The sequence below is a fragment of the Zhouia amylolytica AD3 genome, from assembly GCF_000511935.2.
GTDB classification, from domain to species: Bacteria; Bacteroidota; Bacteroidia; order Flavobacteriales; family Flavobacteriaceae; genus Zhouia; species Zhouia amylolytica.
In genome coordinates this window covers 619,418-644,757 of the sequence record NZ_AYXY01000019.1, presented here as the reverse complement: position 1 = coordinate 644,757, position 25,340 = coordinate 619,418, and the positions used below count along the sequence as shown (strand labels likewise).

Annotated in this window: 22 protein-coding genes; all 22 read left to right on the top strand. The window is 34.5% G+C overall.

Annotation, left to right across the window (positions count from 1 at the left end):
* Window positions 1–7 precede the first annotated feature (7 nt).
* Window positions 8–2,407 (top strand): GumC family protein, encoded by a 2,400-nt coding sequence (locus P278_RS07470; RefSeq protein ID WP_038264479.1) that lies wholly within the window; start codon window positions 8–10, stop codon window positions 2,405–2,407.
* A gap of 876 nt (window positions 2,408–3,283) precedes the next feature.
* Entirely contained in the window at window positions 3,284–4,690 is a 1,407-nt protein-coding gene (locus P278_RS07460) for a capsule assembly Wzi family protein (protein WP_051413463.1), read from the top strand.
* 1,058 nt (window positions 4,691–5,748) lie between these two features.
* Window positions 5,749–6,768, top strand: coding sequence for a mannose-1-phosphate guanylyltransferase (locus P278_RS07455; protein ID WP_038264476.1), 1,020 nt, complete (start codon window positions 5,749–5,751; stop codon window positions 6,766–6,768).
* Window positions 6,769–6,776: 8 nt separating this feature from the next.
* Entirely contained in the window at window positions 6,777–7,217 is a 441-nt protein-coding gene (locus P278_RS07450; RefSeq protein ID WP_038265425.1) for a DUF2061 domain-containing protein, read from the top strand.
* On the top strand, window positions 7,218–7,820 hold the full coding sequence (cysC, locus tag P278_RS07445) for an adenylyl-sulfate kinase (protein WP_038264473.1): 603 nt from the start codon (window positions 7,218–7,220) through the stop codon (window positions 7,818–7,820).
* Window positions 7,813–8,721 carry a sulfate adenylyltransferase subunit CysD gene (cysD, locus tag P278_RS07440; RefSeq protein WP_038264471.1) on the top strand — a complete coding sequence of 303 codons (909 nt, stop codon included), beginning with the start codon at window positions 7,813–7,815 and terminating at the stop codon, window positions 8,719–8,721. The genes cysC and cysD overlap by 8 nt, the downstream gene beginning before the upstream one ends.
* 56 nt (window positions 8,722–8,777) lie before the next feature.
* Window positions 8,778–10,034, top strand: a complete 1,257-nt coding sequence (gene cysN / locus P278_RS07435; protein ID WP_038264468.1) for a sulfate adenylyltransferase subunit CysN — start codon at window positions 8,778–8,780, stop codon at window positions 10,032–10,034.
* A gap of 399 nt (window positions 10,035–10,433) precedes the next feature.
* Window positions 10,434–11,222 carry a 3'(2'),5'-bisphosphate nucleotidase CysQ gene (cysQ, locus tag P278_RS07430; RefSeq protein ID WP_038265424.1) on the top strand — a complete coding sequence of 263 codons (789 nt, stop codon included), beginning with the start codon at window positions 10,434–10,436 and terminating at the stop codon, window positions 11,220–11,222.
* 13 nt (window positions 11,223–11,235) lie between these two features.
* Window positions 11,236–12,636: a UDP-glucose 6-dehydrogenase gene (locus P278_RS07425; protein WP_038264466.1), complete on the top strand. Its 1,401-nt coding sequence runs from the start codon at window positions 11,236–11,238 to the stop codon at window positions 12,634–12,636.
* A gap of 21 nt (window positions 12,637–12,657) precedes the next feature.
* The gene (rfbB, locus tag P278_RS07420; RefSeq protein WP_038264464.1) at window positions 12,658–13,704 is read left to right on the top strand and encodes a dTDP-glucose 4,6-dehydratase; all 1,047 of its coding nucleotides are present in this window, start codon (window positions 12,658–12,660) and stop codon (window positions 13,702–13,704) included.
* 33 nt (window positions 13,705–13,737) lie between these two features.
* Window positions 13,738–14,127 (top strand): GxxExxY protein, encoded by a 390-nt coding sequence (locus P278_RS07415; RefSeq protein ID WP_038264461.1) that lies wholly within the window; start codon window positions 13,738–13,740, stop codon window positions 14,125–14,127.
* A gap of 26 nt (window positions 14,128–14,153) precedes the next feature.
* Window positions 14,154–15,035, top strand: a complete 882-nt coding sequence (gene rfbA, locus P278_RS07410; protein WP_038264459.1) for a glucose-1-phosphate thymidylyltransferase RfbA — start codon at window positions 14,154–14,156, stop codon at window positions 15,033–15,035.
* A 242-nt stretch (window positions 15,036–15,277) separates the two neighbouring features.
* A complete protein-coding gene (rfbC, locus tag P278_RS07405) occupies window positions 15,278–15,850 on the top strand; it encodes a dTDP-4-dehydrorhamnose 3,5-epimerase (RefSeq protein ID WP_038264456.1) in 573 nt (190 codons plus the stop codon).
* The gene (gene rfbD, locus P278_RS07400; RefSeq protein WP_038264454.1) at window positions 15,843–16,715 is read left to right on the top strand and encodes a dTDP-4-dehydrorhamnose reductase; all 873 of its coding nucleotides are present in this window, start codon (window positions 15,843–15,845) and stop codon (window positions 16,713–16,715) included. The genes rfbC and rfbD overlap by 8 nt, the downstream gene beginning before the upstream one ends.
* 50 nt (window positions 16,716–16,765) lie before the next feature.
* Entirely contained in the window at window positions 16,766–18,118 is a 1,353-nt protein-coding gene (locus P278_RS07395; protein ID WP_051413462.1) for a flippase, read from the top strand.
* Window positions 18,099–18,809 carry a sulfotransferase family 2 domain-containing protein gene (locus P278_RS07390; RefSeq protein WP_038264451.1) on the top strand — a complete coding sequence of 237 codons (711 nt, stop codon included), beginning with the start codon at window positions 18,099–18,101 and terminating at the stop codon, window positions 18,807–18,809. The genes P278_RS07395 and P278_RS07390 overlap by 20 nt, the downstream gene beginning before the upstream one ends.
* Window positions 18,810–18,820: 11 nt before the next feature.
* Window positions 18,821–19,585: a sulfotransferase family protein gene (locus P278_RS07385; RefSeq protein ID WP_038264448.1), complete on the top strand. Its 765-nt coding sequence runs from the start codon at window positions 18,821–18,823 to the stop codon at window positions 19,583–19,585.
* A 1-nt stretch (window position 19,586) separates the two neighbouring features.
* The gene (locus tag P278_RS07380) at window positions 19,587–20,675 is read left to right on the top strand and encodes a glycosyltransferase family 4 protein (RefSeq protein ID WP_051413461.1); all 1,089 of its coding nucleotides are present in this window, start codon (window positions 19,587–19,589) and stop codon (window positions 20,673–20,675) included.
* A gap of 22 nt (window positions 20,676–20,697) precedes the next feature.
* Window positions 20,698–21,618, top strand: coding sequence for a glycosyltransferase family 2 protein (locus tag P278_RS07375; protein ID WP_038264446.1), 921 nt, complete (start codon window positions 20,698–20,700; stop codon window positions 21,616–21,618).
* 9 nt (window positions 21,619–21,627) lie between these two features.
* A complete protein-coding gene (locus tag P278_RS07370) occupies window positions 21,628–22,890 on the top strand; it encodes a hypothetical protein (protein ID WP_038264441.1) in 1,263 nt (420 codons plus the stop codon).
* Window positions 22,891–22,908: 18 nt separating this feature from the next.
* Window positions 22,909–24,000: a glycosyltransferase gene (locus P278_RS07365; protein WP_038264438.1), complete on the top strand. Its 1,092-nt coding sequence runs from the start codon at window positions 22,909–22,911 to the stop codon at window positions 23,998–24,000.
* A gap of 8 nt (window positions 24,001–24,008) precedes the next feature.
* On the top strand, window positions 24,009–25,340 hold the full coding sequence (locus tag P278_RS07360; protein WP_082436107.1) for a right-handed parallel beta-helix repeat-containing protein: 1,332 nt from the start codon (window positions 24,009–24,011) through the stop codon (window positions 25,338–25,340).

Sequence of the window (25,340 nt, the reverse complement as noted above, 5' to 3'; positions counted from 1 at the left end):
AGAACTTATGAGTAAAGAACCTGTTTATTTAGATGACCAGCTGGAAGACGATATCCACTTACGAGACCTCGTAGAGAAATACCTACGCCATTGGAAATGGTTTGTTGTCGGTGTTTTTGTTAGTGTGATAGCGGCATTCTTTTACTTAAAATACTCAATCCCAGTATTTCGTACGGAGGCTAGTATTGTAATAAAAGAAGAAGACAATGGTGGTATGGCTTCTCAGTTGTCTGCTTTGCAGGATATAGGGATGTTAGGGAGTATGGGTGGTGCCAGTGTTGAAAATGAGGTAGAGATCTTAAGGTCAAAACGCTTGCTGCAAAAAGTAGTTAAAGAGTTAGGCTTGAACGTGAGTTATTATGTCGAAGATGGAATTAAAACGAAGGAGGTATATAGTAATATTCCTTTTTATGTAAAAGTGTTAAAGTATAACGATCAGGTGAACCTGCCAGAGGTGATGCCGGAGGAGCCTTATGTTTTTACCCTTATTAATGATAATGAGATAAAAATTGATAATGGTGAAGAACAACAAAAATACCAATTAGGTTCAAAAATTATCTTACCCTTTGCTGAGATCATGGTGGTGCCTAATATTGTCAAGAAAAAGCAATTAATGGTAGATTCGAATCGATTTTTAGTGAGATTTAATACCATTGAGGGCGCAGCGATTGGTTTGGAAGAAACTATTCAGGTTAGTTTGGCCGATAAAAATGCGACGGTGATCAATTTAGGCTTAGAGCATCCTGTAAAACGAAAGGCACAAGATATTCTCAATGAATTGGTGAATCAATACAATGAAGATGCAATCATCGATAATAACCTGGTTTCTAAGAACACTGCTGAATTCATTGACGAGCGTTTAAAAATTATAGGGAGTGAACTTGATTCAGTGGAGACAAATAAGGTGAGTTTTAAAACAGAGAATAAACTGACGGATATTGAAGCGGAGTCGGTATTGTTCTTGGAGAATGTAAATGAAGTAAGTAAAAGGCATTTGGAATTAGCTACCCAGATGGAAGTGACGAATACTATGATTGCTTATCTGCAGGAAGGGGATAATTCAAAGCTTTTGCCTACAAATCTAAGTGGACAGGAGAGTGAAGGGATGTCAGAGTTGATTAATACCTATAATACATTGGTGATTCAGCACAATGAAATGTTGAAGAACTCTTCGGAGAAAAACCCGGTGGTCAAGAATATCAATAGTCAAATCGATCAGTTGCGTTCTACGGTATTAAACGGCTTGGAAACCCAAAAAACAGGCTTGCGTATTGCTATGAGCGACCTTAGACGTCAGGAAGCGATGATGGATAAAAAAATAGCTAAGGTCCCTGGTAAGGAAAAGGAATTTAGAGGGATAGAACGACAACAGAGTATTAAAGAGGCATTGTATTTGTACTTATTGCAAAAGCGTGAAGAGGCATCCATTAATATGGCGGTAACGGCTCCGAAAGCTAAGATAGTAGACTATGCTAATAGTACCATTAAACCGGTAGCTCCAAAGAAAATGATTGTCTTGGGTGGAGCTTTCTTGATGGGTTTATTAATCCCGTTCTTGGTGATCTATGTGGGAGATGTGTTGAATAATAAGATCGTGACCCGCAAGGATATTGAACGTGCCTTACCGAGCTTACCGATTATTGGGGAGTTACCAAGTTTAGGTGATAAGGAAGATAAAACCATTGCAGAAGACGATCGTTCGGTATTAGCAGAAGCTTTCCGTATTCTTCGTACGAACCTACAATATATGTTTGTGAACCACCACAAGGAAGATGGTGCTAAAACGATTTTGGTAACCTCTACCACCAAAGGAGAGGGGAAGTCATTGGTTTCTTCCAATTTGGCAGTAACACTGGCGGATACGAAAAAGAAAGTGGTCTTGATAGGGGCGGACTTGAGAAATCCACAGCTAAAGCAGTATATTCAACATAATAAGCGTCAGACCGGTTTGTCGAATTATCTGTATAATGAAGATATTGAGTTGGATGAGATCATCAACCCATCCGGTTTGAAACAGAATTTGGATATGATATCTTCAGGAAGTATTCCGCCAAATCCTGCAGAATTGTTAATGGGTGAAAAAATTGGCGTCTTTTTTGAAGAATTGAAAAAGCGATATGACTATGTAGTGATCGACTCAGCGCCACTACTGTTAGTTACCGATACCTTCCTGATTAACAAATATGCAGATGTAACGGTATATGTAATGCGTTCCGGCTATGCGGAAAGTAAGTTCACTGATTTCGTAGCCGATACCATCAAGCAAAAGAAATTGGATAAAGTAGCGATGGTATTGAATGATGTAAGCATGGCGAACTTCGGTTATGGTAACAAATATGGTTACAACTATGGAGGTGAAAAGGATAGTATGTTAACCAAGATTAAGAAAGTGTTCATAAGATCATAACCATGATTTTATCAATAAACAAAAAAGCCTGCCAGGAGCAGGCTTTTTTTATTTCTACCTGTCATTCCATACCCGTTGCAGAATTCATTATTCTTTGTCATTCCGTACTTGTTACGGAATCCATCTTCAAAGAAATCATTATTAGAGTATGTTATTCCGTATTTATTATGAAATTTCACGCAAAATATGAAATACCATTACCGCTGTACTAGCAACATGGCTCTTATTTATGTGTTTTGTTGGTCTAGTTTTATTGAAGGTTTTGAAGAAATAACTGTAGCTCAAGTGAAATTGCGTCTGCGTAGCTGACAAAGCATGGAACGCTAGAGGTATCAGTGGTTTTACGTTAGTGAAAATTTCCTTTAAACCTTCTTGACTTTTTGGTTCGTTTTGTGTCAAGAACTGCAAAGCACATCATGAGTACCTTTAGAACAATAAGTAAGTTTACGAATACAAAATGAACAGATGTTTAAGGTTATCTTCGAAGTGTTTTATGGATGATTTATAAAAAATAAATATTTCGGTTATTTCACTAATTTCTTGTCATTTCACACTCTTGTGCTGAACTTGTTCCAGTATATTACGGAATCTATCAGAGAAGTAAGTTGAAATCCTCCCCAGTCATTCCGCAATCATTGCAGCATTCATTATTCTTTGTCATTCCGCATTTATTGCGGAATCCATTCTTGTTGTGGAACCTAAAATATCATTGATTAACCAGAGTGTTATTACCTTCTAAGTATTCCAACAGAATAGAGAAGAAGAAAAGTAAAATTATGCTTACTTTTGATGTTTTTAAAACAGAAGAGAAATACGGAAGTAGTATATCTTGCGTTGTTTTAAGGAGAATAATAATATTTAGCTCAAAAAACAGATATGAACTATAAGTTTCCGTTAGTTTTACTACTTATTACCCTGCCAATATTATCTAATGCTCAAAACACAGAAATCTCCGGCCGAATAGAACTCGGCGGATATGCCTCGGTCCGTGATTCTTTACCATTCTGGATGGTGTCCAATACCTACGGAAGAATGGAACCCGATACTAGAGCAATTGGTTTGGCAGAAGCCAGGGTACAGCATAGGTTAGGAGAACAATCCTTTCTAGAAGCCGGTGGCGGACTATTATTCAATGATGCTGTAGCCCCTGTGTTACGAGGAGATAGCTGGTATGCTCAATACCAGAATAAATGGATTGGAGTAATTGGAGGAAAGAAACAACGGCCAATGACCTATGGCGGATTGTCCACCAGTGGTGAAAGTATCTTGTGGAGTGACAATGCAAGACCCTTGCCGGGGATTTATTTATATACGACCGAACCGATATCTTTGGTGCGTTCCAGGAAGTTTTTATTCGATGGGTATTGGGGGGAGTATTTAATGGATGATGAGCGCTATGTGGACAATACCCGGGTTCATAGTAAGGGCTTGACCTTTGTCTATCGTTTTAATCCAAGTACAGAAATTTTGGTAGGTTTAGAACATGTGGTTCAGTGGGCTGGGACACATCCAAGACAGGGGAAGCAACCATCTGGATTTAAAGATTATTTAAGGGTTGTTACTGGGGCGTCTGGAGGTGATGGCGCTACTGCTGGAGATCAGATCAATGCTTTGGGGAATTCACTCGGTTCATATCGGATCCGTTATAGAAAAAAAAATGACGGCTATAATATGGAGTTGTTTTGGAATAGTGTATTTGATGATCGTTCTGGTCGAGAACTCAGTAATCTGCCCGATGGTCGCTATGGTGTTTTTTTTGAGAAGAAGCAGTCAAAAGGAGTTTTTCAAAACTTTTTATATGAATTTTACTATATGAAAAATCAAAGTGATACTTCTCCGCCTCTTAGTCAGAATGATAACTATTTTAATAATGGGTTTTATAAATCAGGTTGGACATATCATATGAATACTGTCGGTTCTCCCTTGTTTATAGAAAATTCTTTAAGGTTTGATGAGGGTTCACCTTATAATGAATATTATAGTATAATAAATACCAGGTTTACAGCACATCATCTAGGTATTGGGGGGGTTATTAAGGACTTCCGGTATCGATTGTTATTAACTTATACTAGAAACTATGGGATGAAATATAATTCCTTTCAAGGAGGAATTCACCAGGAGTTAGAGTACTTCAAGCCTCGAGGCTATAATGTGTTTTCTACTCGTTTTGATTTGAATATCCCTATAAGTTTCGCTGAGTTAAAATTTATCATGGCTTCAGATTTTTCGGAAGTCTCCAAGCCCAAGTTTGCTCTAGGTCTTCATATGGTAAAACGATTTTAAGAGAATAATTTGTAAATAATCTTAAGCAAATATCTAAGGTTTTACTGTCATTCTATTATCATTCCCTTGTCATTCCGCATTTATTACGGAATCCATTAGAGAAGGAACTCGAATTAGACATTCACATGTCACTAGTGCTCTTGTGCTGAACTTTGTTAAATATTTTTTTGATAAAACCCCGCCCTCAGTAATTTCATCGGGACCCATAGCTGAAATCACCGTTAAAATCAAAAAGCTGTTTGAGCTCCGTTGGTAAACGGAGTGAGTTCTTTTTGTTTAGGTTATGAAGCGTGGTGGGTGATAGAAATTAATGCAGGCTAGACTTTTTTTGTTACTTTTTTTTGGCAATGTAAAAAAAGTAAAGGCCTTTAATTCACTAAATATTTTGCCACATCCTAAGGCGGGTGTTGTTGATGGAGATCAATCATAAATCAAAAACCTTCCAACTTCATTACTCCATAACAAGATAACTTCATAACTCGATATTTTGACAGATGAAACTATAATATAATGCTGAACTTCATTAAAATTTTATTAGAAGGCACTCCGCCCTAGGGTTTGGCAGGTGAGGATCCACTATTCGCGGGGAGCGTTAAGAACTAGACGCTGTTTGAGCCACGCCTAAGCGTGGTGAGTTCGGGTGGTTTAGCGACCAAGAATCTAGTGGATCGCCGAAAACCCAAGGCTTGATTTTTTTGGTTCGTTTTTTTATCAAGCAAAAAATGAATAGAAGATAAATGAAAGAACAGAAGTTAAATGAAAACTAAAATTATACGCTCCACTTCACAAACCAAACCTAACAGTTCAGCCAATCAACATCAAAACCCACCAACACATTACCCCAACATTACCCCAACATTATCATACCAAAAATCATTAACAATTTAACCCCACCCTGTTAATAAAGCACTATAAATATTACGGTTTCCCTTACAACTTTTCTAAAATATTATGTAATTTTGGGGCTGTTTGAAAATAATGACAGAAATGAATAATAGATGCTGTGGTGAGTCGTTGTTTTTTATGTGGTAAAAATTAGGTTTTAGAAAAGCAATTAAATGCATCAATGTATTAATGTCATATTAAGCGGAGGTTCAGGCACACGCTTGTGGCCACTATCCCGCCAATCCAATCCAAAACAATTTCTGAAGGTTTTCAATAAGCAGTCCTTGTTTCAGCATACGTTGAAAAGAAATCAAGGGTTTTGTGATAGTTATATGTTGATTACCAATGTGACGCAAAAAGTTATGGCAGAGACGCAGGCTGCCGAAATGGAGATAAGCCTAAACCAAAAAGTTATAGAGCCAGTGGGGCGAAATACAGCCCCCGCAATTGCCTTAGCATGTTTAAGTGTAGACCCTGAGGCTGTTATGTTTGTAACTCCATCTGATCATATGATTGACGGCGGGCAGGCTTATCAAAATGCTATTAATAGAGCTGTTGAATTAGCGCAAGAAGGAAACGTCGTTACGTTTGGTATCGATCCTCTCGGGCCTGAAACCGGCTTTGGCTATATCGAGGCTCGTGGCGAATCCGTTGTGTCATTTCGGGAAAAACCAGATCTAAAAACGGCAAAAGAATTTTTAGCTTCCGGAAATTTTTTATGGAATTCAGGGATGTTTTGTTTTAAAGCAGGGGTGTTTTTAGAAGAGTTAGAGAAACATCACTATGAGATGTTAAAGGCTTGTAAGCAGGCTTATTCAACGATTGAAAATGGGTTTGTTGATTTAGAATCCATGTTAACCATACCTGCTGATAGTATTGATTATGCGGTCTTGGAAAAATCTGATAGGGTAAAGGTGGTACCATCATCCTTTTATTGGACAGATTTAGGTACTTTTGATGCTTTGATTAATTATGCCCAGCTTAATCAAAATCGGGTAGATATGTTAAGGCCGGTAGAAGGTTGTAGTAATGCTTATGCTTTTACAAATAAAAAGGTGGTGGCTAATGGGGTAGATAATATTATGTTGGTTGAAACAAAAGATGTAATGCTGGTGTTGCCAATTGGAGAAAGTAACAGGGTGAAAAGTGTTTACAATAGTATAAAAGAAAACGATAGGAGTTTAGTAGAATAATGGCAAAGATGCAAGTAGAAGAACTAAAGGACTACTCCCATAAGCGGCATATCGCCAAAGCTATTACCTGGCGTATTATAGGTACGCTTGATACCATTATTTTGTCATGGATTATTACGGGCAATCCTTTTACGGGTTTAAAAATTGGAGTGTCTGAGGTGATTACCAAAATGTTATTGTATTACCTACACGAAAGAATTTGGTTTAAGGTAAACCTATCCAATTCAAATACACGACATATTTTAAAGACCATAAGTTGGCGTGTGGTAGGAACCATCGATACTATGTTGCTAGCATGGGTGATTTCGGGTGACCCGATGATGGGACTTAAGATAGGAGGAGCCGAGGTAATAACTAAAATGTTGTTATATTACTTGCATGAAAAAGCCTGGTATAAATTAAATTTTGGTTTGTCATTTAGAAGACGAAAAAAAGAAAACAAGAAATAAATGGAAAAGAATATCATTCCACATACTTTTAAGATTTCCAAAGAAGTGCGCAATGAGCAAAACAAACATCGATCTTTCCTGATCTGGCTAACAGGTTTGTCGGGTTCCGGAAAATCGACTATTGCCTGTGCTTTAGAACAAAGGCTACATGAGCAAGATCTTAAGACCTATGTGCTAGACGGTGATAATATCCGAAGAGGAATTAATAAAAACCTGTCGTTTAGCCCGGAAGACCGTTCTGAAAATATCCGTAGAATTGGGGAGATCGCCAATTTGTTTATTGATGCCGGAGTAATTGTGTTAGCGGCTTTTGTATCTCCTTATAAAGAGGATCGGGAACATGTTAAGGAAATTGTAGGGGCAGATAATTATGTGGAAGTATTTGTAAATGCAAGCCTGGAAGAATGCGAACGTCGTGATGTTAAAGGATTGTATGCTAAAGCTCGTAAAGGTGAAATTAAAAACCTTACTGGAATTTCTGCACCTTATGAGATTCCTGAAAACCCAGATGTTGAGGTGACGCATATTCAAAGTGTGAAAGTATCTGTAGAAAGTATATATAACGTAATTAAAGAGAAGATACAATTAGATAGCCATGAGTAGCAAGTATTATTTAAATTATTTAGATGAGTTAGAATCGGAAGCGATTTATGTATTGAGGGAAGTATGGGCACAATTCCAGAATCCCGTAATTTTATTTTCAGGAGGAAAGGATTCGATTGTCGTGACCCATTTGGCAAGAAAAGCCTTTTGGCCAAGTAAAATACCGTTTGCTCTGATGCATGTAGATACTGGCCATAATTTTCCGGAGACGATTCAATTTCGTGATGACTTGATAAAGGAATTAGGAGTGCAATTGATCGTAGGATCAGTACAGGAATCTATCGATCAGGGACGAGTAGCGGAAGAAAAGGGTAAAAATGCTACGCGTAATGCGTTACAGATAACGACCCTATTGGATGCAATAGAAAATAATAAAATAGACTGTGCTATCGGTGGTGGACGTCGTGATGAAGAAAAGGCCAGGGCTAAAGAGCGTTTCTTTTCACATCGAGATGATTTTGGACAGTGGGATCCGAAAAACCAACGTCCGGAATTGTGGAATATTTTTAATGGACAGTATTTTGAAGGGGAGCATTTCAGAGCTTTCCCGATCAGTAACTGGACAGAAATGGATGTGTGGAATTATATTCAAAGAGAGAATATACAAATTCCTTCACTTTATTATGCACATGAAAGGGAAGTCGTATGGAGAAATAATTCGTGGATTCCGAATTCGGAGTTTTTAAGGCTCGATGAAAATGAAGCGGTAGTTACTAAAAAGATCCGTTTTAGAACCCTGGGTGATATTACGATTACTGGAGGGATAGAATCGGAGGCTGATACGGTGGAGAAGATTGCTTTGGAAGTATCTGCTATGCGACAAACAGAGCGTGGTAATCGTAGTGATGACAAACGTTCAGAAACAGCAATGGAGGACCGTAAAAAGCAAGGTTATTTTTAGACTAAATTGGAAAGAAGTAACCTAGAAATCGCTAACAATTAAGCAAGAAAAACAAAATGGAACTAGATAATAATCAATTACTAAGATTCACCACAGCCGGAAGTGTAGATGATGGAAAAAGTACACTTATCGGTCGTTTATTATACGATTCAAAATCAATTTTCGAAGATCAACTGGAAGCCATAGAAACTACCAGTAAAAAGAAAGGACATGAAGGTGTAGACTTGGCGTTGTTTACCGACGGTCTAAGAGATGAGCGCGAGCAAGGGATTACTATAGATGTGGCGTATCGTTATTTTACTACCCCTAAACGTAAATTTATTATAGCTGATACTCCCGGTCATATTCAGTATACTCGAAATATGGTGACAGGAGCGTCAACAGCTAATGCGGCAATTATTTTGATAGATGCGCGACATGGGGTGATTGAGCAAACGCGTCGTCATGCTTTTATCGCTTCATTGCTTCAAATTCCGCATATTATCGTATGTATCAATAAAATGGATTTGGTAGACTTTAAAGAAGAAGTGTACAATGATATAATTAGTCAGTTTGAGGATATCTCTTCAAAAATGTTGGTGAAAGATGTTCGTTTTATCCCGATTAGTGCCTTGTTGGGCGATAATGTGGTGAATCGATCTGAAAATATGGAATGGTACCAGGGAGCTCCATTATTACACACTTTGGAAACCATGCATATTAGTAGTGATGTGAATAAAGTAGATGCTCGTTTTCCCGTACAAACAGTATTAAGACCACAGCGTGAAGGCTACATTGACTATAGAGGTTATGCCGGCAGAATTGCTAGTGGGGTATTAAGAAAAGGTGATGAAGTTACAGTAATGCCATCCGGATTCACTTCCAAGATTAAAACCATTGATACCTTAAATGGTGAGCTGGAAGAAGCTTTTGCACCGCAGTCGGTTTCAATAACCTTGGAAGATGATATTGACATCAGTAGAGGTGATATGATCGTTCGATCAAATAACAAGCCTGAAGCTTCGCAAGATGTAGAGGTGATGTTATGTTGGTTGAATGATGGTGCTGCTAAGCCAAGAGCAAAATATACAATCAAACATACTTCTAACGATCAAAAGGCAATGATTAAGGAAGTAGTGTACAAGATCGATATCAATACTTTAGAGCGTAATGAAGACGATAAGGAAATAGGAATGAACGATATCTGTAAAGTAAAGATCAGAACAACCAAACCATTAATGTTCGATTCATACAGGGAAAACCGTACCACGGGTAGTATCATTTTAGTTGACGATACCACCAACGAAACCGTAGCAGCGGGAATGATAGTATAACAAGTCATTCCGAACTGTCACCCTGAGCGTCATGCTGAGTTTGTCGAAGCACAGTCGAAGGGTTGTTTCGGAATTTGTTACCAGTATGTTCTGATTAAGAATGTTAAGTGACAATTTAAAAAGCTTCTGAAATAAATTCAGAATGATTATAAAAAAAACCGCCATAGACTGTGGCAGGCGTGGATCCACTTTCGCAGGGAGCGTAAATAACCAGACGCTGTTTGAGCTTCGCCTTAGTGAAGTGAGTTCGGGTGGTTTAGAGACCGAGAACTAGTGGATCGCCGAACAGTTCGGGCTAGCGTTTTTTGATTCTTTTTTGGGCAATGCAAAAAAGAATAAGTTGAATAAAATGATTTAATAAGATAAAATTAGATTCCTGCTTTTGCAGGAATGATAAAAATGAAAGACCTACTCCATACCGCCATAACAGCAGCCCTCTCCGCAGGAGAAAAAATAATGCATATCTACGAGAATGAAGACTTTGAAGTAGACTTTAAATCTGATGATTCACCCTTAACGAAAGCTGATCTTGCATCGCACCAGGTGATTATGAGTTTTTTAGAGAAAACCGATATTCCTGTATTGTCGGAAGAAGGGAAGCATCTGCCTTACGAAGAACGTAAAACCTGGAATCGCTTATGGATTGTAGACCCAATTGATGGAACCAAAGAGTTTATTAAGCGAAATGGAGAGTTTACAGTAAACATTGCTTTGGTAGAGGAACAAAAACCAATTCTAGGTGTCATCTTTGTACCGGCTTTAAATGAATTGTATTTTTCAACAGTGGAGGATGGTGCATTTAAAGTGAGAAATGTATCTATTTATACTAAGGTTAATGAATTGATACAGCTGGGAGAAAAACTTCCATTAGACGTTCCAAAAGAAAAATATACCGTTGTAGCCAGTAAGTCGCATTTATCACCGGAGACGCAGGAGTATATTGACGAGTTAAAAACTAAGCATGGTGAAGTTGAAGCTATTTCGAAGGGAAGTTCGTTAAAACTCTGTATGGTAGCCGAAGGAGTAGCCGATTGTTACCCGCGTTTTGCCCCTACCATGGAATGGGATACAGCAGCAGGGCAGGCTATCTGTGAACATGCCGGTTTTACTGTAATGGACTATAAAACCAAAGCCCAGATGTTGTATAACCGTGAAGAGTTATTGAATAATTGGTTTTTGGTTAAATAGTTTTTTGTAATTGATGAAAGAAATAAAAAACATTTGTTGTATTGGAGCCGGATATGTTGGAGGACCTACCATGGCGGTGATTGCAGAAAAATGTCCAGACATAAATGTAACCGTAGTAGATATCAATGCCGATCGAATTGCGGCATGGAATGATGAAGATGTCAGCAAATTGCCGGTATATGAACCGGGATTAGATACCGTAGTAGCGGAAGCCCGAGGAAGAAACCTCTTCTTCTCTACCGATGTCGATAAAGCGATCGACGAGGCAGAAATGATCTTTATGTCTGTAAACACTCCTACCAAAACCTATGGTAAAGGTAAAGGGATGGCAGCCGATTTAAAATATATTGAGCTGTGTGCACGCCAGATAGCACGCGTAGCTAAAGACGATAAAATCGTTGTAGAGAAATCTACGCTACCGGTACGTACGGCCTCGGCGATTAAGAATATTCTGGATAACACTGGAAACGGGAATGGAATTAAGTTTCAGATCTTATCAAATCCGGAGTTCTTAGCTGAAGGTACAGCCATAGCTGATTTAATGAACCCAGACAGAGTCCTTATTGGAGGTGATACAACCCCGGAAGGCCAAGAAGCAATTCAGGCGCTGGTTGATGTGTATGCCAACTGGGTTCCACAAGAACAGATCCTGACAACCAATGTTTGGTCGTCGGAGCTTTCAAAATTAACGGCCAATGCCTTTTTAGCACAACGGGTATCATCAATTAATGCGATGTCTGAACTATGTGAAAAGACAGGAGCCGATGTCAATGAGGTGGCTAAGGCCATCGGAATGGATAGCCGTATCGGACCTAAATTTCTTAAGGCATCTGTTGGTTTTGGAGGGTCTTGTTTTCAGAAGGATATCTTAAACCTGGTGTATATTGCCAAAACCTATGGCTTGGATGAAGTAGCTGATTACTGGGAACAGGTAATTATAATGAACGACCATCAGAAAAGACGTTTTGCCGATAATATCGTAAGTACGCTCTATAATACCGTTTCAGGAAAAAAGATAGCCTTTTTAGGATGGGCATTTAAAAAGGATACCAACGATACCCGGGAGTCTGCAGCAATCTATGTTGCTGACGATCTTTTGAACGAACAAGCTAAAGTGAGTGTGTACGACCCGAAAGTAGTGGCAGAACGCATGTATGCGGATCTGGATTACCTAAATACTCGTACAGCAGAAGAAAACAGAGAAGGTTTAGAGGTGTGCAAAGATCCATATCAGGCCTGTGAAGGCGCACATGCCATTGCAGTGCTTACGGAATGGGATGAGTTTAAAACTTACGACTGGAAAAAGATCTATGATCAAATGCAAAAACCTGCTTTTGTATTTGACGGTCGGGGAATTCTGAACAAGGAGCAATTAAAAGAAATAGGATTTGTATATTACATAATCGGAGAATAAAAATAAACTATATAATACATTATGAAAAATATACTAATTACCGGAGGAGCTGGATTTATTGGCTCACACGTCGTTAGACAATTTGTGAATAATTATCCTGATTTTAAGATTTTTAATTTAGATGCACTTACTTATGCCGGTAATTTAGAAAACTTAAAGGATCTCGAAGATCAGCCTAATTATACCTTTGTAAAAGGTGATATCACTGATGAGATTTTTATAAATAAATTATTTGAAACATATAAGTTCGATGGTGTGGTCCATTTAGCTGCAGAGAGTCATGTGGATCGATCGATAACAGACCCTTTGGCCTTTGCCAAAACCAATATTTTGGGTACCATGGTACTTTTAAATGCTTTTAAAAACCTTTGGAATAACAATTGGGAAGGAAAACGTTTCTATCATGTAAGTACCGATGAGGTATATGGTGCATTGGGTGAGACGGGATTGTTTACTGAGACTACATCTTATGATCCAAATTCACCGTATTCGGCCTCAAAGGCGAGTTCCGATCACTTTGTAAGAGCCTATGGGGAGACTTACGGTATGCCGTATATTATTTCTAACTGTTCAAACAATTACGGTCCGAATCATTTTCCCGAAAAATTAATTCCGTTGTTTATCAATAATATTATCAATAACAAATCGCTTCCGGTCTATGGTGATGGTAATTATACCCGCGATTGGTTGTATGTTATTGATCATGCCAGGGCTATTGACTTGGTATTCCATAAAGGAGGCAATCATGAGACCTATAATATTGGAGGTTTTAATGAATGGAAGAATATTGATCTGGTTAAACTATTATGTAAACTGATGGATCAAAAATTAGGTAGAGTAGAGGGTACTTCAGAAAAGCTTATAACTTTTGTGAAAGACAGACCCGGGCACGATTTGCGATATGCAATAGATGCTTCAAAGATCAATAAAGAGTTGGGTTGGGCTCCATCTGTAACTTTCGAAGAAGGACTTGATAAAACCATTGATTGGTATTTGGATAACGAGGAATGGTTAAAACATGTAACCTCAGGATCGTATCAAGATTATTATAAAGAGCAGTATCAATAAGGATTACACGGATTATAAACGGATTACTCTGATATGGGAAAACTGCTTTTTGAAGATGAAACATATAAGATTATCGGCTGTTGCATGAGCGTCCATAAAGAATTGGGTCCGGGATTTTTGGAATCTGTTTATCATGAGGCTTTAGGGAAGGAGTTTTATGATAATGAAGTACATTTTAGGACGAAAGATAAATTAGAACTTTATTACAAAGGAGAACCGATGAACAAGTTTTTTATAGCAGACTTTGTTTGTTATGACAAAATTATTCTCGAAATAAAAGCTTCTAATTTTATACATCAGTCAAATGAAGCACAAGTAATAAACTATTTAAAGTCAACAAATAAAGTATTAGGATTGTTAGTTAATTTCGGAGAAACAAGTTTAAAATGGAAACGGTTTATTAATACAAATCCGCGTAATTAACAATAATCAGTTTAATCAGTGAAAATATGAAGGGAATTATTCTCGCCGGCGGCTCCGGCACTCGACTATATCCAATTACCAAAGGCGTGTCTAAGCAATTATTGAACGTTTATGATAAACCTATGATCTATTATCCTTTATCGGTTTTGATGTTGGCGGGTATTAGAGAAGTATTGATTATTTCCACCCCTCAGGATCTTCCGAATTTTGAAAAGTTATTGGGTGATGGATCAGAGTTGGGTATGAAGCTTTTATATAAAGAGCAACCCAGTCCTGATGGATTGGCACAGGCCTTTATTATTGGTGAAGAGTTTATAGGAGATGATGATGTGTGTTTGGTGTTAGGAGATAATATTTTTTACGGACATGGTTTTACCTATTTATTAAAGCAATCAGTGCAAAATGTAGAAGAAGAAGGTAAAGCTACCGTGTTCGGTTATTATGTTAATGATCCTGAGCGCTATGGAGTAGCAGAATTTGACGAAAAAGGTAATGTAACGAGTATTGAAGAAAAACCGAGTGAACCAAAGAGTAATTACGCAGTAGTAGGTTTATATTTTTATCCAAATTCCGTTGTGGAGATTGCTAAGAATGTAAAGCCGAGTGGTAGGGGAGAACTGGAGATTACATCAGTGAATGAAGCCTATTTAAAGCAAGGTAATCTCAAAGTAGAATTAATGGGACGAGGATACGCATGGTTAGATACCGGTACCCATGAATCGATGTTGGAGGCTTCAAATTATATCCATACTATAGAAAAGAGACAAGGATTAAAAATAGCCTGTTTAGAAGAAATTGCTTTTGAAAAAGGATATATAAGCAAAGCGCAGCTAAAAGCATTAGCCGAACCTTTAAAGAAAAACGGCTACGGACAATATTTATTAAAAAGAGCTGAGAAAAAGAGATAATAAAAATTGATAGTTTAAATAATTTATGAAAAAATATTCCTTTTCTGCAGGATAGATTCAGTAAAGCTCCGAGATTCAGTGGAGCATAGCGAAACGCGGAGTTTACAAATCGGTTCAGTCAGTTTCAAATATGCTTAATACTATTATCAAGTTTGTTTTGACTGAAATCCCTTGGAAAAGGCGCCTTTTCTTTGATTCGTTTCTTTGGGCGAGCAAAGAAATGAATAAACGTAAGAGAGAAAATGAACTTTATAAGAACCCAAATTCCTGATGTTATTATTTGTGAACCAAAAGTTTTTGGAGATCATCGTGGGTATTTTACAGAAACCTTTAGAGAAGATCTATTAACCGAATTTTTAGGCTATAAGATTAATTTTTGTCAGGATAATGAATCTAAATCAACCAAAGGCGTATTAAGAGGGTTACACTATCAATTAGCTCCTTCTGCGCAAACCAAACTGGTAAGGGTAATAAGCGGTAAGGTGTTGGATGTAGCATTAGATATCCGCAAAGGATCATCGACATTTGGTCAGCATGTAGCAGTAGAATTATCAGAAGATAATAAAAGGCAATTAATAGTACCTCGAGGCTTTGCCCATGGATTCATCGTATTGAGCGAGGAAGCAGTTTTTGCATATAAGGTAGATAACTACTACAGTCCGGAAAACGACAGGGGGGTTTTATATAACGATCCGGCATTAGCGATCGACTGGCAACTACCAGAAGAAATACTACAATTATCCGATAAAGATACTAAGCAACCACTGTTAAAAGATGCTGACGTTTTTGATATAGAAATGAATTTATATGAGTAAGATATTGGTGACAGGAGCCTCAGGACAATTAGGTTCAGAATTAAGAGTATTGTCGGAGGGTCATTCCGATCAGTTTATTTTTACGGACAGGGCAGAGTTGGATATAACAGATAGAGAAGCTGTAGTTTCTTTTTTTAAGCAAAATACTCTCGATGTTTTGATTAACTGTGCCGCTTATACGGCAGTTGATAAGGCTGAATCTGAGGAAGTATTGGCAGACTTTGTTAATCATAAAGCGGTTGGTTATCTGGCAGAAGCTTGCAAAAAGCATAATATAAAAATGATACATATTTCTACAGATTATGTGTTTAATGGCAAACATTACAAACCCTATAAACCTAACCATCCGGTTGATCCTGTAAATATATATGGAAGAACGAAACTTGCAGGAGAACAGGTAATGAAGGAAATTAATCCTTTAAATAGTATCATTCTCCGAACCTCATGGGTATACTCGTCTTTTGGGAATAATTTTGTAAAGACCATGTTGCGTTTGGGTAAGGAAAGAGAAAGTTTAAATGTAATTGTTGATCAGGTTGGTACGCCGACTTATGCCAGGGATTTGGCTGGAGCTGTTTTAAAAATTATACCACAATTGAATAACGATAAAATTAATACTTATCACTATAGTAACGAAGGGGTATGTTCCTGGTATGATTTTGCTAAGGAAATCATGGATATTACAGGTTTAGATTGTAAAGTGAATGCCATTCCGACCGAACAATACCCAACCCCTGCGCCAAGGCCGTATTATTCGGTGTTGTGTAAAGATGATATTAAAAATCAATTTAACTTAGTAATTCCACATTGGAAGGAAGCCTTAAAGGCTTGTTTAAGAGGAATTAAGGAAATAGCAAATCATTAAAATAATACGTATAGTGCTTAAAGCCTATAGCATAAAACCAATAAAAATAATTGATACAAAAACTTAAAAATAAATTATACTCGTTAGATGCTCATACCCTAGAAGTTGTTAAAAAGTCGGGAGCCTCAACTTTGGTTAAGGCTTCTGGAATGGTAATTGGGCTGTTGGTGAGTGTTTTTTTGGGACATACTTTGGGTGCTGAAGGATTGGGGATTATAAACTTGTCAAATAAAATTGTGTCTATTTTATTGATTTTTTCGCTATTAGGGTTACCACAATTATTAATAAAAGAAATTGCGATAGCATACCATAAGAAAGAATGGGGGAAGGTAGGGGGCTATATGCTTTCTGCATATAAATTATGTGGAGGAGTGGCTATTATAATAGTGCTCATTTTTATTGCATTTGCCCCATACTTATCTGAAACAGTATTTAAAGATCCAAAGCTTAGCATTCCACTTACTATAGCTTTAGTGGCGATGATTTTTCAGGTCTTTTCAAGAATATTTTCATCTGCACTTATAGGTTACCGAAAAATTTGGCAAAGTAATTTAGTGAATGAAACCTTCAGTTTTGCAGTTATAGGGATAGTTTTGGCAATAATGTGGGCTCTAAACATAGAAATAACTATAGTCCGGACAGCTATTGCTTATGCTATAGGTCGTGTATTTGTAACATTTAGCGTAGGTTTGTACTGGAAAAAATTGTATTCACATAAAACTCCAGTATCTAACAAAACAAAAGAGCTGTTTAAGTCGGGAAGACCGTTTTTATTAATAACTGGGGTAGGTGTAATAGCTTCAAGTATTGATAGTGTTATGATAGGCTGGTTAAGTGGTACACGGGATGTTGGATTGTATTCTGTAGCATCAAGAGTTGCTCTATTAACAGTATTCTTTTTACAGGTAACCAATTCTGCTTTGTCACCTAAACTTGCTGCCTTATATGCAGGAAATGAAATAGAAGAAATGAATAAGATGGTTCAAAAGGTAACATTAGGATTATGGGTTATCGGATTATTACCATTGATCTTTTTTTTCGTTTTTGGGACTGACGTCTTGTCATTGTGGGGACATGAGTTTAAGGAGGGCTATTTAATTTTAGTGGTGTTAAGTATTGGACAGTTTGTCAATATAGCTACTGGTGCTTCAGGTTTAATTCTTATGATGTGTGGTTATGAAAAATTACATGCATATATTTCTATATTATCAGTTATTTTAAATATAATACTTAATTACATTTTAATACAATCCTATGGTGCGCTAGGAGCTGCCATAGGAACAGCTATTTCAATTGCGTTTATCAACATCGCTAAAACGGTCTTAGCTAAGAGGTATATTGGTGTAAGTACATTTCCTAATATAATTATTAAAAATAAATTCAATGATTTGTCACAAAAGTAAAGTAATCTATATTCATATACCCAAATGTGCCGGGTCTAGTATTGAAAACTATTTTGGAGTGCATCCTTTCGATTGGAAGACACCGAACTATGAAACGCTAACGGGTTGGTGTCCTAAAAGGAAAATACATTTACAACATGCTACGGCTAAACAGTTACTAGAATTGGAATTAGTAGACGAAAAGATATGGAACTCGTATTATAAATTTACTGTTGTAAGAAATCCTTGGGAGCGCATATTATCAGCTTATTTTTGGTTTAATGGTAATAAAGTTATTAAAAGTAGTTTTAGAAATTTTTTAAATAAAGAAGGATTGTATAAAAAGACTTTGACAGACTTTTCAGTTAAAGAGTATAGGGGTGATCATTTATTATCCCAATATGAATTTATAACTATAAATGATCAAATAATGGTTGATAAAATTATTCCATTTGAAAATTTAAAAATTGATTTTTTTGAATTAGTTAAAAATCTAGGTTTAACATCTTTCGAACTTCCGCATAGAAAAGAACGTAAAAAAGCTGTATCCCATTATTCTCATTTTTTTAATGGAGAGGATATTGAATTAATAAAAGATAAATATTCTTTAGATATTCAGATGTTAAAATATAAATACGAAGATAAAAGAAATGAACTTTCTACTTTTGAAAAGTTTAAGATTAATTTTGGTCGACTAACGCATAGGATTTAATAAAATTAAGAATGATAAAGAAGCATATTTTTTCTAAAAGTATAGATTTTATTGTTAAATCTCCTAGAATTATTAGTTTAAAAAAGTTGAATGTGGATCCAATTTTTATTGGAGGTTGCGGTAGATCAGGAACAACATTATTGTTATCTGTTTTAGGTGCCCATCCGAGAATTCAAGCGATTGATCATGAGGCCTATTTTTTTAATAAATTTAGAGAGGGTGTGATTAATGATTGGGTGCGAAGAAGAAGAATTGAATACAATATAATTCAAAATCCAATAAAGAAAACAGCACATCGTTGGTGCGAAAAAACACCTTCAAATATTTTGTATATAAATCAAATAGAACGCTTTTTTGATGAAAATTATAAATTTATTCATTTGGTTAGGGATGGTAGGGATGTAGTAACATCAAGACACCCACTTTTAGAGAATGAATACTGGGTTTCTGTTGATAGGTGGGTTAATGATGTGCAGGCTGGATTGAATTATAGAGACAATAAAAATGTACTACTGATTAAATATGAAGATTTAATTATCAATTTTAACCAAACATGTAAAGCAATAATGGATTTTATTGATGAAGATTATGTTACAGAGGTAAGAGACTATCATTTACACACAAATGTTAAAAAGGATAGGGCATGGAAGGGTCAAGTAAGAAAAATAAGTGCTGATTCTATAAAAAAATGGGAAAAAGAGGAACATAAAGAAAGGATTAATGAATTTTATCAGAATCATAAAGCGATAGAGTTACTTAAAGAATTGGGTTATTAGAATGAGTAAAAAGTGTATATATATATATCATGAATATGGTAGTAATAGTCATTATAGGGCTTTAGAGTGGTATTCAATTAAAAAAGAAAATGTTAAGATTATTTATCGAGAATTTTCCGTTTCTAAAAATTTATTTAAGTCATTAATGACTCTCAATTATGCTTTATTTTTAAAGCAATTAAAAAATATATACTTTTTCATTGAATTGATTTTTTCCAAATCTAAAACAATAATTGTAGGTATAGCTCCTTATGATTGGCGGTTATTAATTTATTATCCAATTTTTAAAAGGCATAAATTTTATTATCATACTTCTTTTACTAGTTGGGGATATTTGAATTATCCTAAAAAGCTTTTTGCCAGCACACAAATAAGTAAGGAAATTTGGAGAAAATTTATAGAAAGCTCTAAAGGTGTTTTTTGTGTTTCAGAAAAGACAAGAAATGAAATTGGGTTGCACTATTCTATTAATGGTAGTAGTGTTGTTAATCATTCTATTCCGGACACATATGTGTCTAAAAAGATTTCATTAATGAACAACAGTAATAGTGACTTCATTAAATGTCTTTATGTAGGACGTATGTCTGAGTCAAAAGGAATTAAATCAATATTCGAATTAATCAAATCAATTGACCCTAAAAGGTTTTATTTTGAATTTGTTGGTAAAGGTGAGTTAGAAGATGAAGTTGAAAAATTTTGTAGAGAAAGATCTAATTGTAATTTTAGAGGATATAAATCTTCTTCAGAATTAAAATTGATATATGATGCTTCTGATATTTTGTTATTACCTTCTGTAAGAAAAGGAGCATGGGAGGAATTATTTGGAATGGTATTAATTGAAGCTATGTCAAGGGGTGTAGTACCATTTAGTACTAATCATACCGGCCCTACAGAAATTATTGATAATGGTATTAATGGATTATATTTTTCGGAAAATGAATTTGTACAAAGTACAATTCAGAATTTACAGAATTTTTTTGAAAATAATCCAGAGTTGATTCGAATGAAGAAGGAAGCTTTCAAAAAAGGGCAAAACTATTCACCAAGAATTATCTTTGACAAATGGAATAACTTGTTAGAATTGAAATAGATTATTAAATAAATTTATTTAAATGAATGACCCAATTTATACTATAATTGTTAATTACAATAATTGGAAGGATACTATTGTATGTGTTGAAGATTTATTACGTCACAGTTTTGATAATAACAACATTATAGTTGTAGATAATGGATCTACGGATAATTCCTTAATTATTCTTAATAAATATATATCTAATCAACTTGAAGAAGAAGATATTAATTATTTGATACCTAAATGGAACGAAAGGGATAAGAATGTCACGAATTTTCGAGATAAAGTTTTGGTTATTCCTACAAGTGTTAATGGAGGTTTTTCCTACGGTAATAATATAGGTATAAAGAAAGCTATTGAATTAAGCCATGGTAAATGTTTTATATGGTTATTAAATAATGATACTGTTGTAGATAAGGAAGCACTTACCAATTTAAAAAAGTATTTTGTGTCTGAGAATTATGGTTTAGTGGGGTCTAAAATATTAAATTTTGAACCACCACATGAAGTTCAATCACTTTATGGGAGTTTTAATAAATATACTGGAAGGGTTATCGTTAAAAAGGAATTCGGAAAAAGAATATCCTATCCAATAGGAGCTTCAATTTTTACCAATTCAAAAATAATAAAGGAAATTGGTTACATGGATGAAGATTATTTTTTGTATTTCGAAGAATTAGATATGTCAACTAAGGTTAAGAAATTGGGGTATAAGATTGGAATTGCAGAAAAATCTATTGTATATCATCATCAAGGCGCATCTACTAAATCAGATGAAAAACAAAAAAGAATGAATCCGAAAACTGAAATATATAAATATAAAGGAATTAAATTATTTTATGATAAAAATTTTCCACGGCTTAAATATGCTGCATATTTATTTTTGCTAATGAAGGGAATTAAATTTTTTATAAAAATGGATATGAAAAATATGTTGTTAGTATTCAGGTCTTTATAGTATATTTTTATGGGTTTTGTTATTTCTAAAAGTAGGGTTGCAAGTATTTTATTATCGCTGTGTATTTATAATGGTCTACTTGTAGCTATTGTAAAGTTCTTAAATATTGATTTGAGAATTAGTCCTATTAATATTACTGTTCTTCTTTTTTTACCAATATTATTAATTACTTTTCTTACGCAAAAGAAAAATGTAATATCAAATTTTGCAGCAATTACTTTTGCCCTTTTTATATTCATTTTATTTAAACTTATATCATTATCGTTTATATCAGTAATCTCATTTACAGATATAATGGTCTATTTTGTTTATTTATGTGCATTATTTTCTATGTTTTTTTTTATAAGTATTAATACAAATGTTATACCTAAATTAATTAACATTTTTAGAAAATCATTTTTCATAATAGGATCTATATATTTTATTCAATATTTTTTTCATGCTGTTTTACCTGAAGCATTTACCGAAATTCCAAACCTATTTATTGAAGCTGGAGTTGAACGATATACAAGGGAATTAGAGGATTTTATTATTTATAGACCTAATGCTCTAATTGGTAATCCTATAAATTTGGGGTATTTTTTAAATTTGTTATTAAGTATAGAGTTACTTTTTTGGAATAATACACGATCTAAAAAGACGTTAATAAAACTAATTATTCTAGGGTCGATGATATTTCTACTTTTTTCAAGAGCAAATATTCTTTTAGCTCTTAGTTTAATATATGGAAATATTCTCTTAACAAAAGGAGTTATAAAATCTGTTTTGCGGTCACTTGTGATATTAATATTATTTTTTAGCACCATTGCATTGATGTACGGTAAAAACCGATACGTAACTTACGCGGTTGATAGATTTACTGGAGAAGAAACATATGCATCTGCTTCAACAGAGGAACATTTTAAAGACTATCAAAATGCCTATTATACTTTTTTAGAAAATCCAATTTTGGGGATTTCTCCTGATCAGGAAATTAGTCAAAATATTATTACGGATGGGGCTATATTCATTGGATTATTACATTTTGGCTCTTTAGGATTCATTATTTTAATTATTGCATATATTATGTTAGTAAATCGCATTAAATATATATATGTATCAAATAAGAACTTTTCTCCTCAATTTATTTTAATCATTACAATTTTACCTTATTCAGTTTTAAATTCGGCAATTTTGGACAAAGGAATTCTCATAGTTTCAAGTATTTATTTTGGAATATTTTTAAATATATCATACCAAAAAAAAGAGAGCAGTAGATATATTTGGCCTTAAATAATATAATATTTAAATATGAAAGATAAAAGCCCTAATAAGCAGTTGTTATTATATTTTTCGGCTCAGTTACCATCTAAAGATATCCCAATTGCTGGACAAAAAGTAGCTTATTCTCATCTCACTGAATTATCTAAGAAATATGATATTATTTTGTTTTCTTTCATTAATAAAACAGAAGAGCCTTTTTTCGATCCTAAAATTTATAGTTTCTGCTTAGAAACGAACTTTTACAGACTTAATAAATACAGGAAGGTGATTAATCATTTATTTAGCATTAATTTTCCGTTAAAAGTGTCAGGTCGTTTTCAGTATAATATAATGAACGATCTTACAAATACAATAAAACGTTATGGAATAAAAAATATGTTCTTTGAGTTTACATCTTCCATGTTATATGCAAGAAAAGTAAAAGATATATATAAAGAAATTAATATTGAGTTTGTTGAACATGATGTAACTTACCAAGCATTTGAGAGGCTTTCGAAGAAAAATAATTTACTATTTAAGTATTTTTATAAATTCGAATATAGAAGAATGAAAAAGTTTGAAATAGAGAGCCTAAAGTTCTTTAATAAAGTTTATACTTTAAATAGGAAAGATAAAAAGCTTCTGGAACAGGCCAATATTAAAGATACACATGTATTATATCCAAAGGTAGATGATTGGATTTGTAAGGTAAAAAGAATACCTGAGATAAACACAATTCTTTTTCTAGGAGCCATGCACAGAGAGGAAAATCAAGATGCCATACTGTGGTTCACAAAGGAAATTTTTCCTGAAATATGCATTAAGTATCCCAATACAATTTTATATGTTGTTGGAGGAGGAGTTCCAGATAAAATTAAAAGATTAGCATCTAACAATATTAAAATAACAGGGTTTGTCGAGAATTTGAAACCATATTTTGAAAAATCAGGCGTAGCAGTCGTGCCTTTGCGATATGGTGCAGGTATTAAAATTAAGACACTGGAAACAATAACAGCTAAAATTCCGACAATTGCAACAACAGTTGGAGCTGAAGGAATAGAACCTAATGATTACCTATCTGTTGCAGATTCTTCCAAGGATTTTATTAATAAATTAATAGAAAGACTAAGTAAGAACTAAAATTTGATATGATACGACAATTTTTCACAATGTGGTTATTAATCTTGATAACAAATAATTTGTTAGGGCAAAATTCCGTTTATTATTATATCGAAATAGATAGCAATACCACCAATCATACAGAGGTGTTTAGAAATGCTATTGAAAAAAGTGATAAAATATTTATACCCAAAGGTAAATACTATTTAGAGTATGACAAGTTGAAAACCACTGGTAGTATCGAATTATGTGGTGAGAAAGGAACTGTCATTGAAGGTATTGGTAATGCAAAATTTAATTCATTGAAGCCCTTGGCGATTTTTGAAATTATTAATCCAGAAGATGTATATATACATGAAATATCATTTACTGGTAAATTTAATGTGGCTACAGCTATATCTCTACAACAATCCTTGTATGATAGTCCAAATAATAAAACGAATGTAACTATTGAAAATAATTCAGTTTCTGAATTAGGGTTAGTTTGGATAGGTCCTAAAAATGGATTTACATTTAATAGATTACATGAAGAATATGAGAATTGGGCTCAATCCGGACCAATTAACACAAATAATTGGGTGTCAAATATAAAAATCAAGAATAATAAGTGTATTGGTGATAAGACCTTTTATTCAGGAAATTTTAGAGGTAGCTCTATTTCTGCGATTACCATGCTTTATTCTAATAATATGCTAATTGAGTTTAATATTATTTCAAATTATAGGTTTGGAATCTGGAGTTATGGAGGAGCATCTAAATCCAGGAATGGGAATAAATTATCTAAAAATAATATTCTTTCGAAGAATATAAAAGTAAATAATAACCATATCGAAGAAACATATTCTCCAATATGGTTTAGTAGGACAAAAAATGTAGAAGTTTATGACAATTTGACGATAAATAATCAAGATGTTGCTTTAGATGTTGAAGGTTGTCAGGATGTTGTAATGTATAACAATACGGTTAAAAATTCTCGTGGTGGAGCTCTTGTTACTCTTAATGGGTCAAAAAATGTTATTTTCAAACATAACAATATATATATGGAAAATTATAATAAACATAATAACATTGTGTTTATACGGGATGGTAATAGTGATATTGAATATCTAAACAATTATATGGAATTTAATGATAATAGAATTATAGATAAGAGAAATGCGAGAGTATTTATTAAAAATTCTTCAATTGAAATTCCTTCAAATGTTCGAATAATTTTTAAAAATAATGAACTCAATAATGTAGGATTTGACGTTCGAAATGGAGGGCAGATACAGTTGAATAATAATAAATTCCGATCTAATATAACTTCTAAACAAAGAAATATAAAATTAAGTGAGGATTCCAAAATAATGAATTATTAG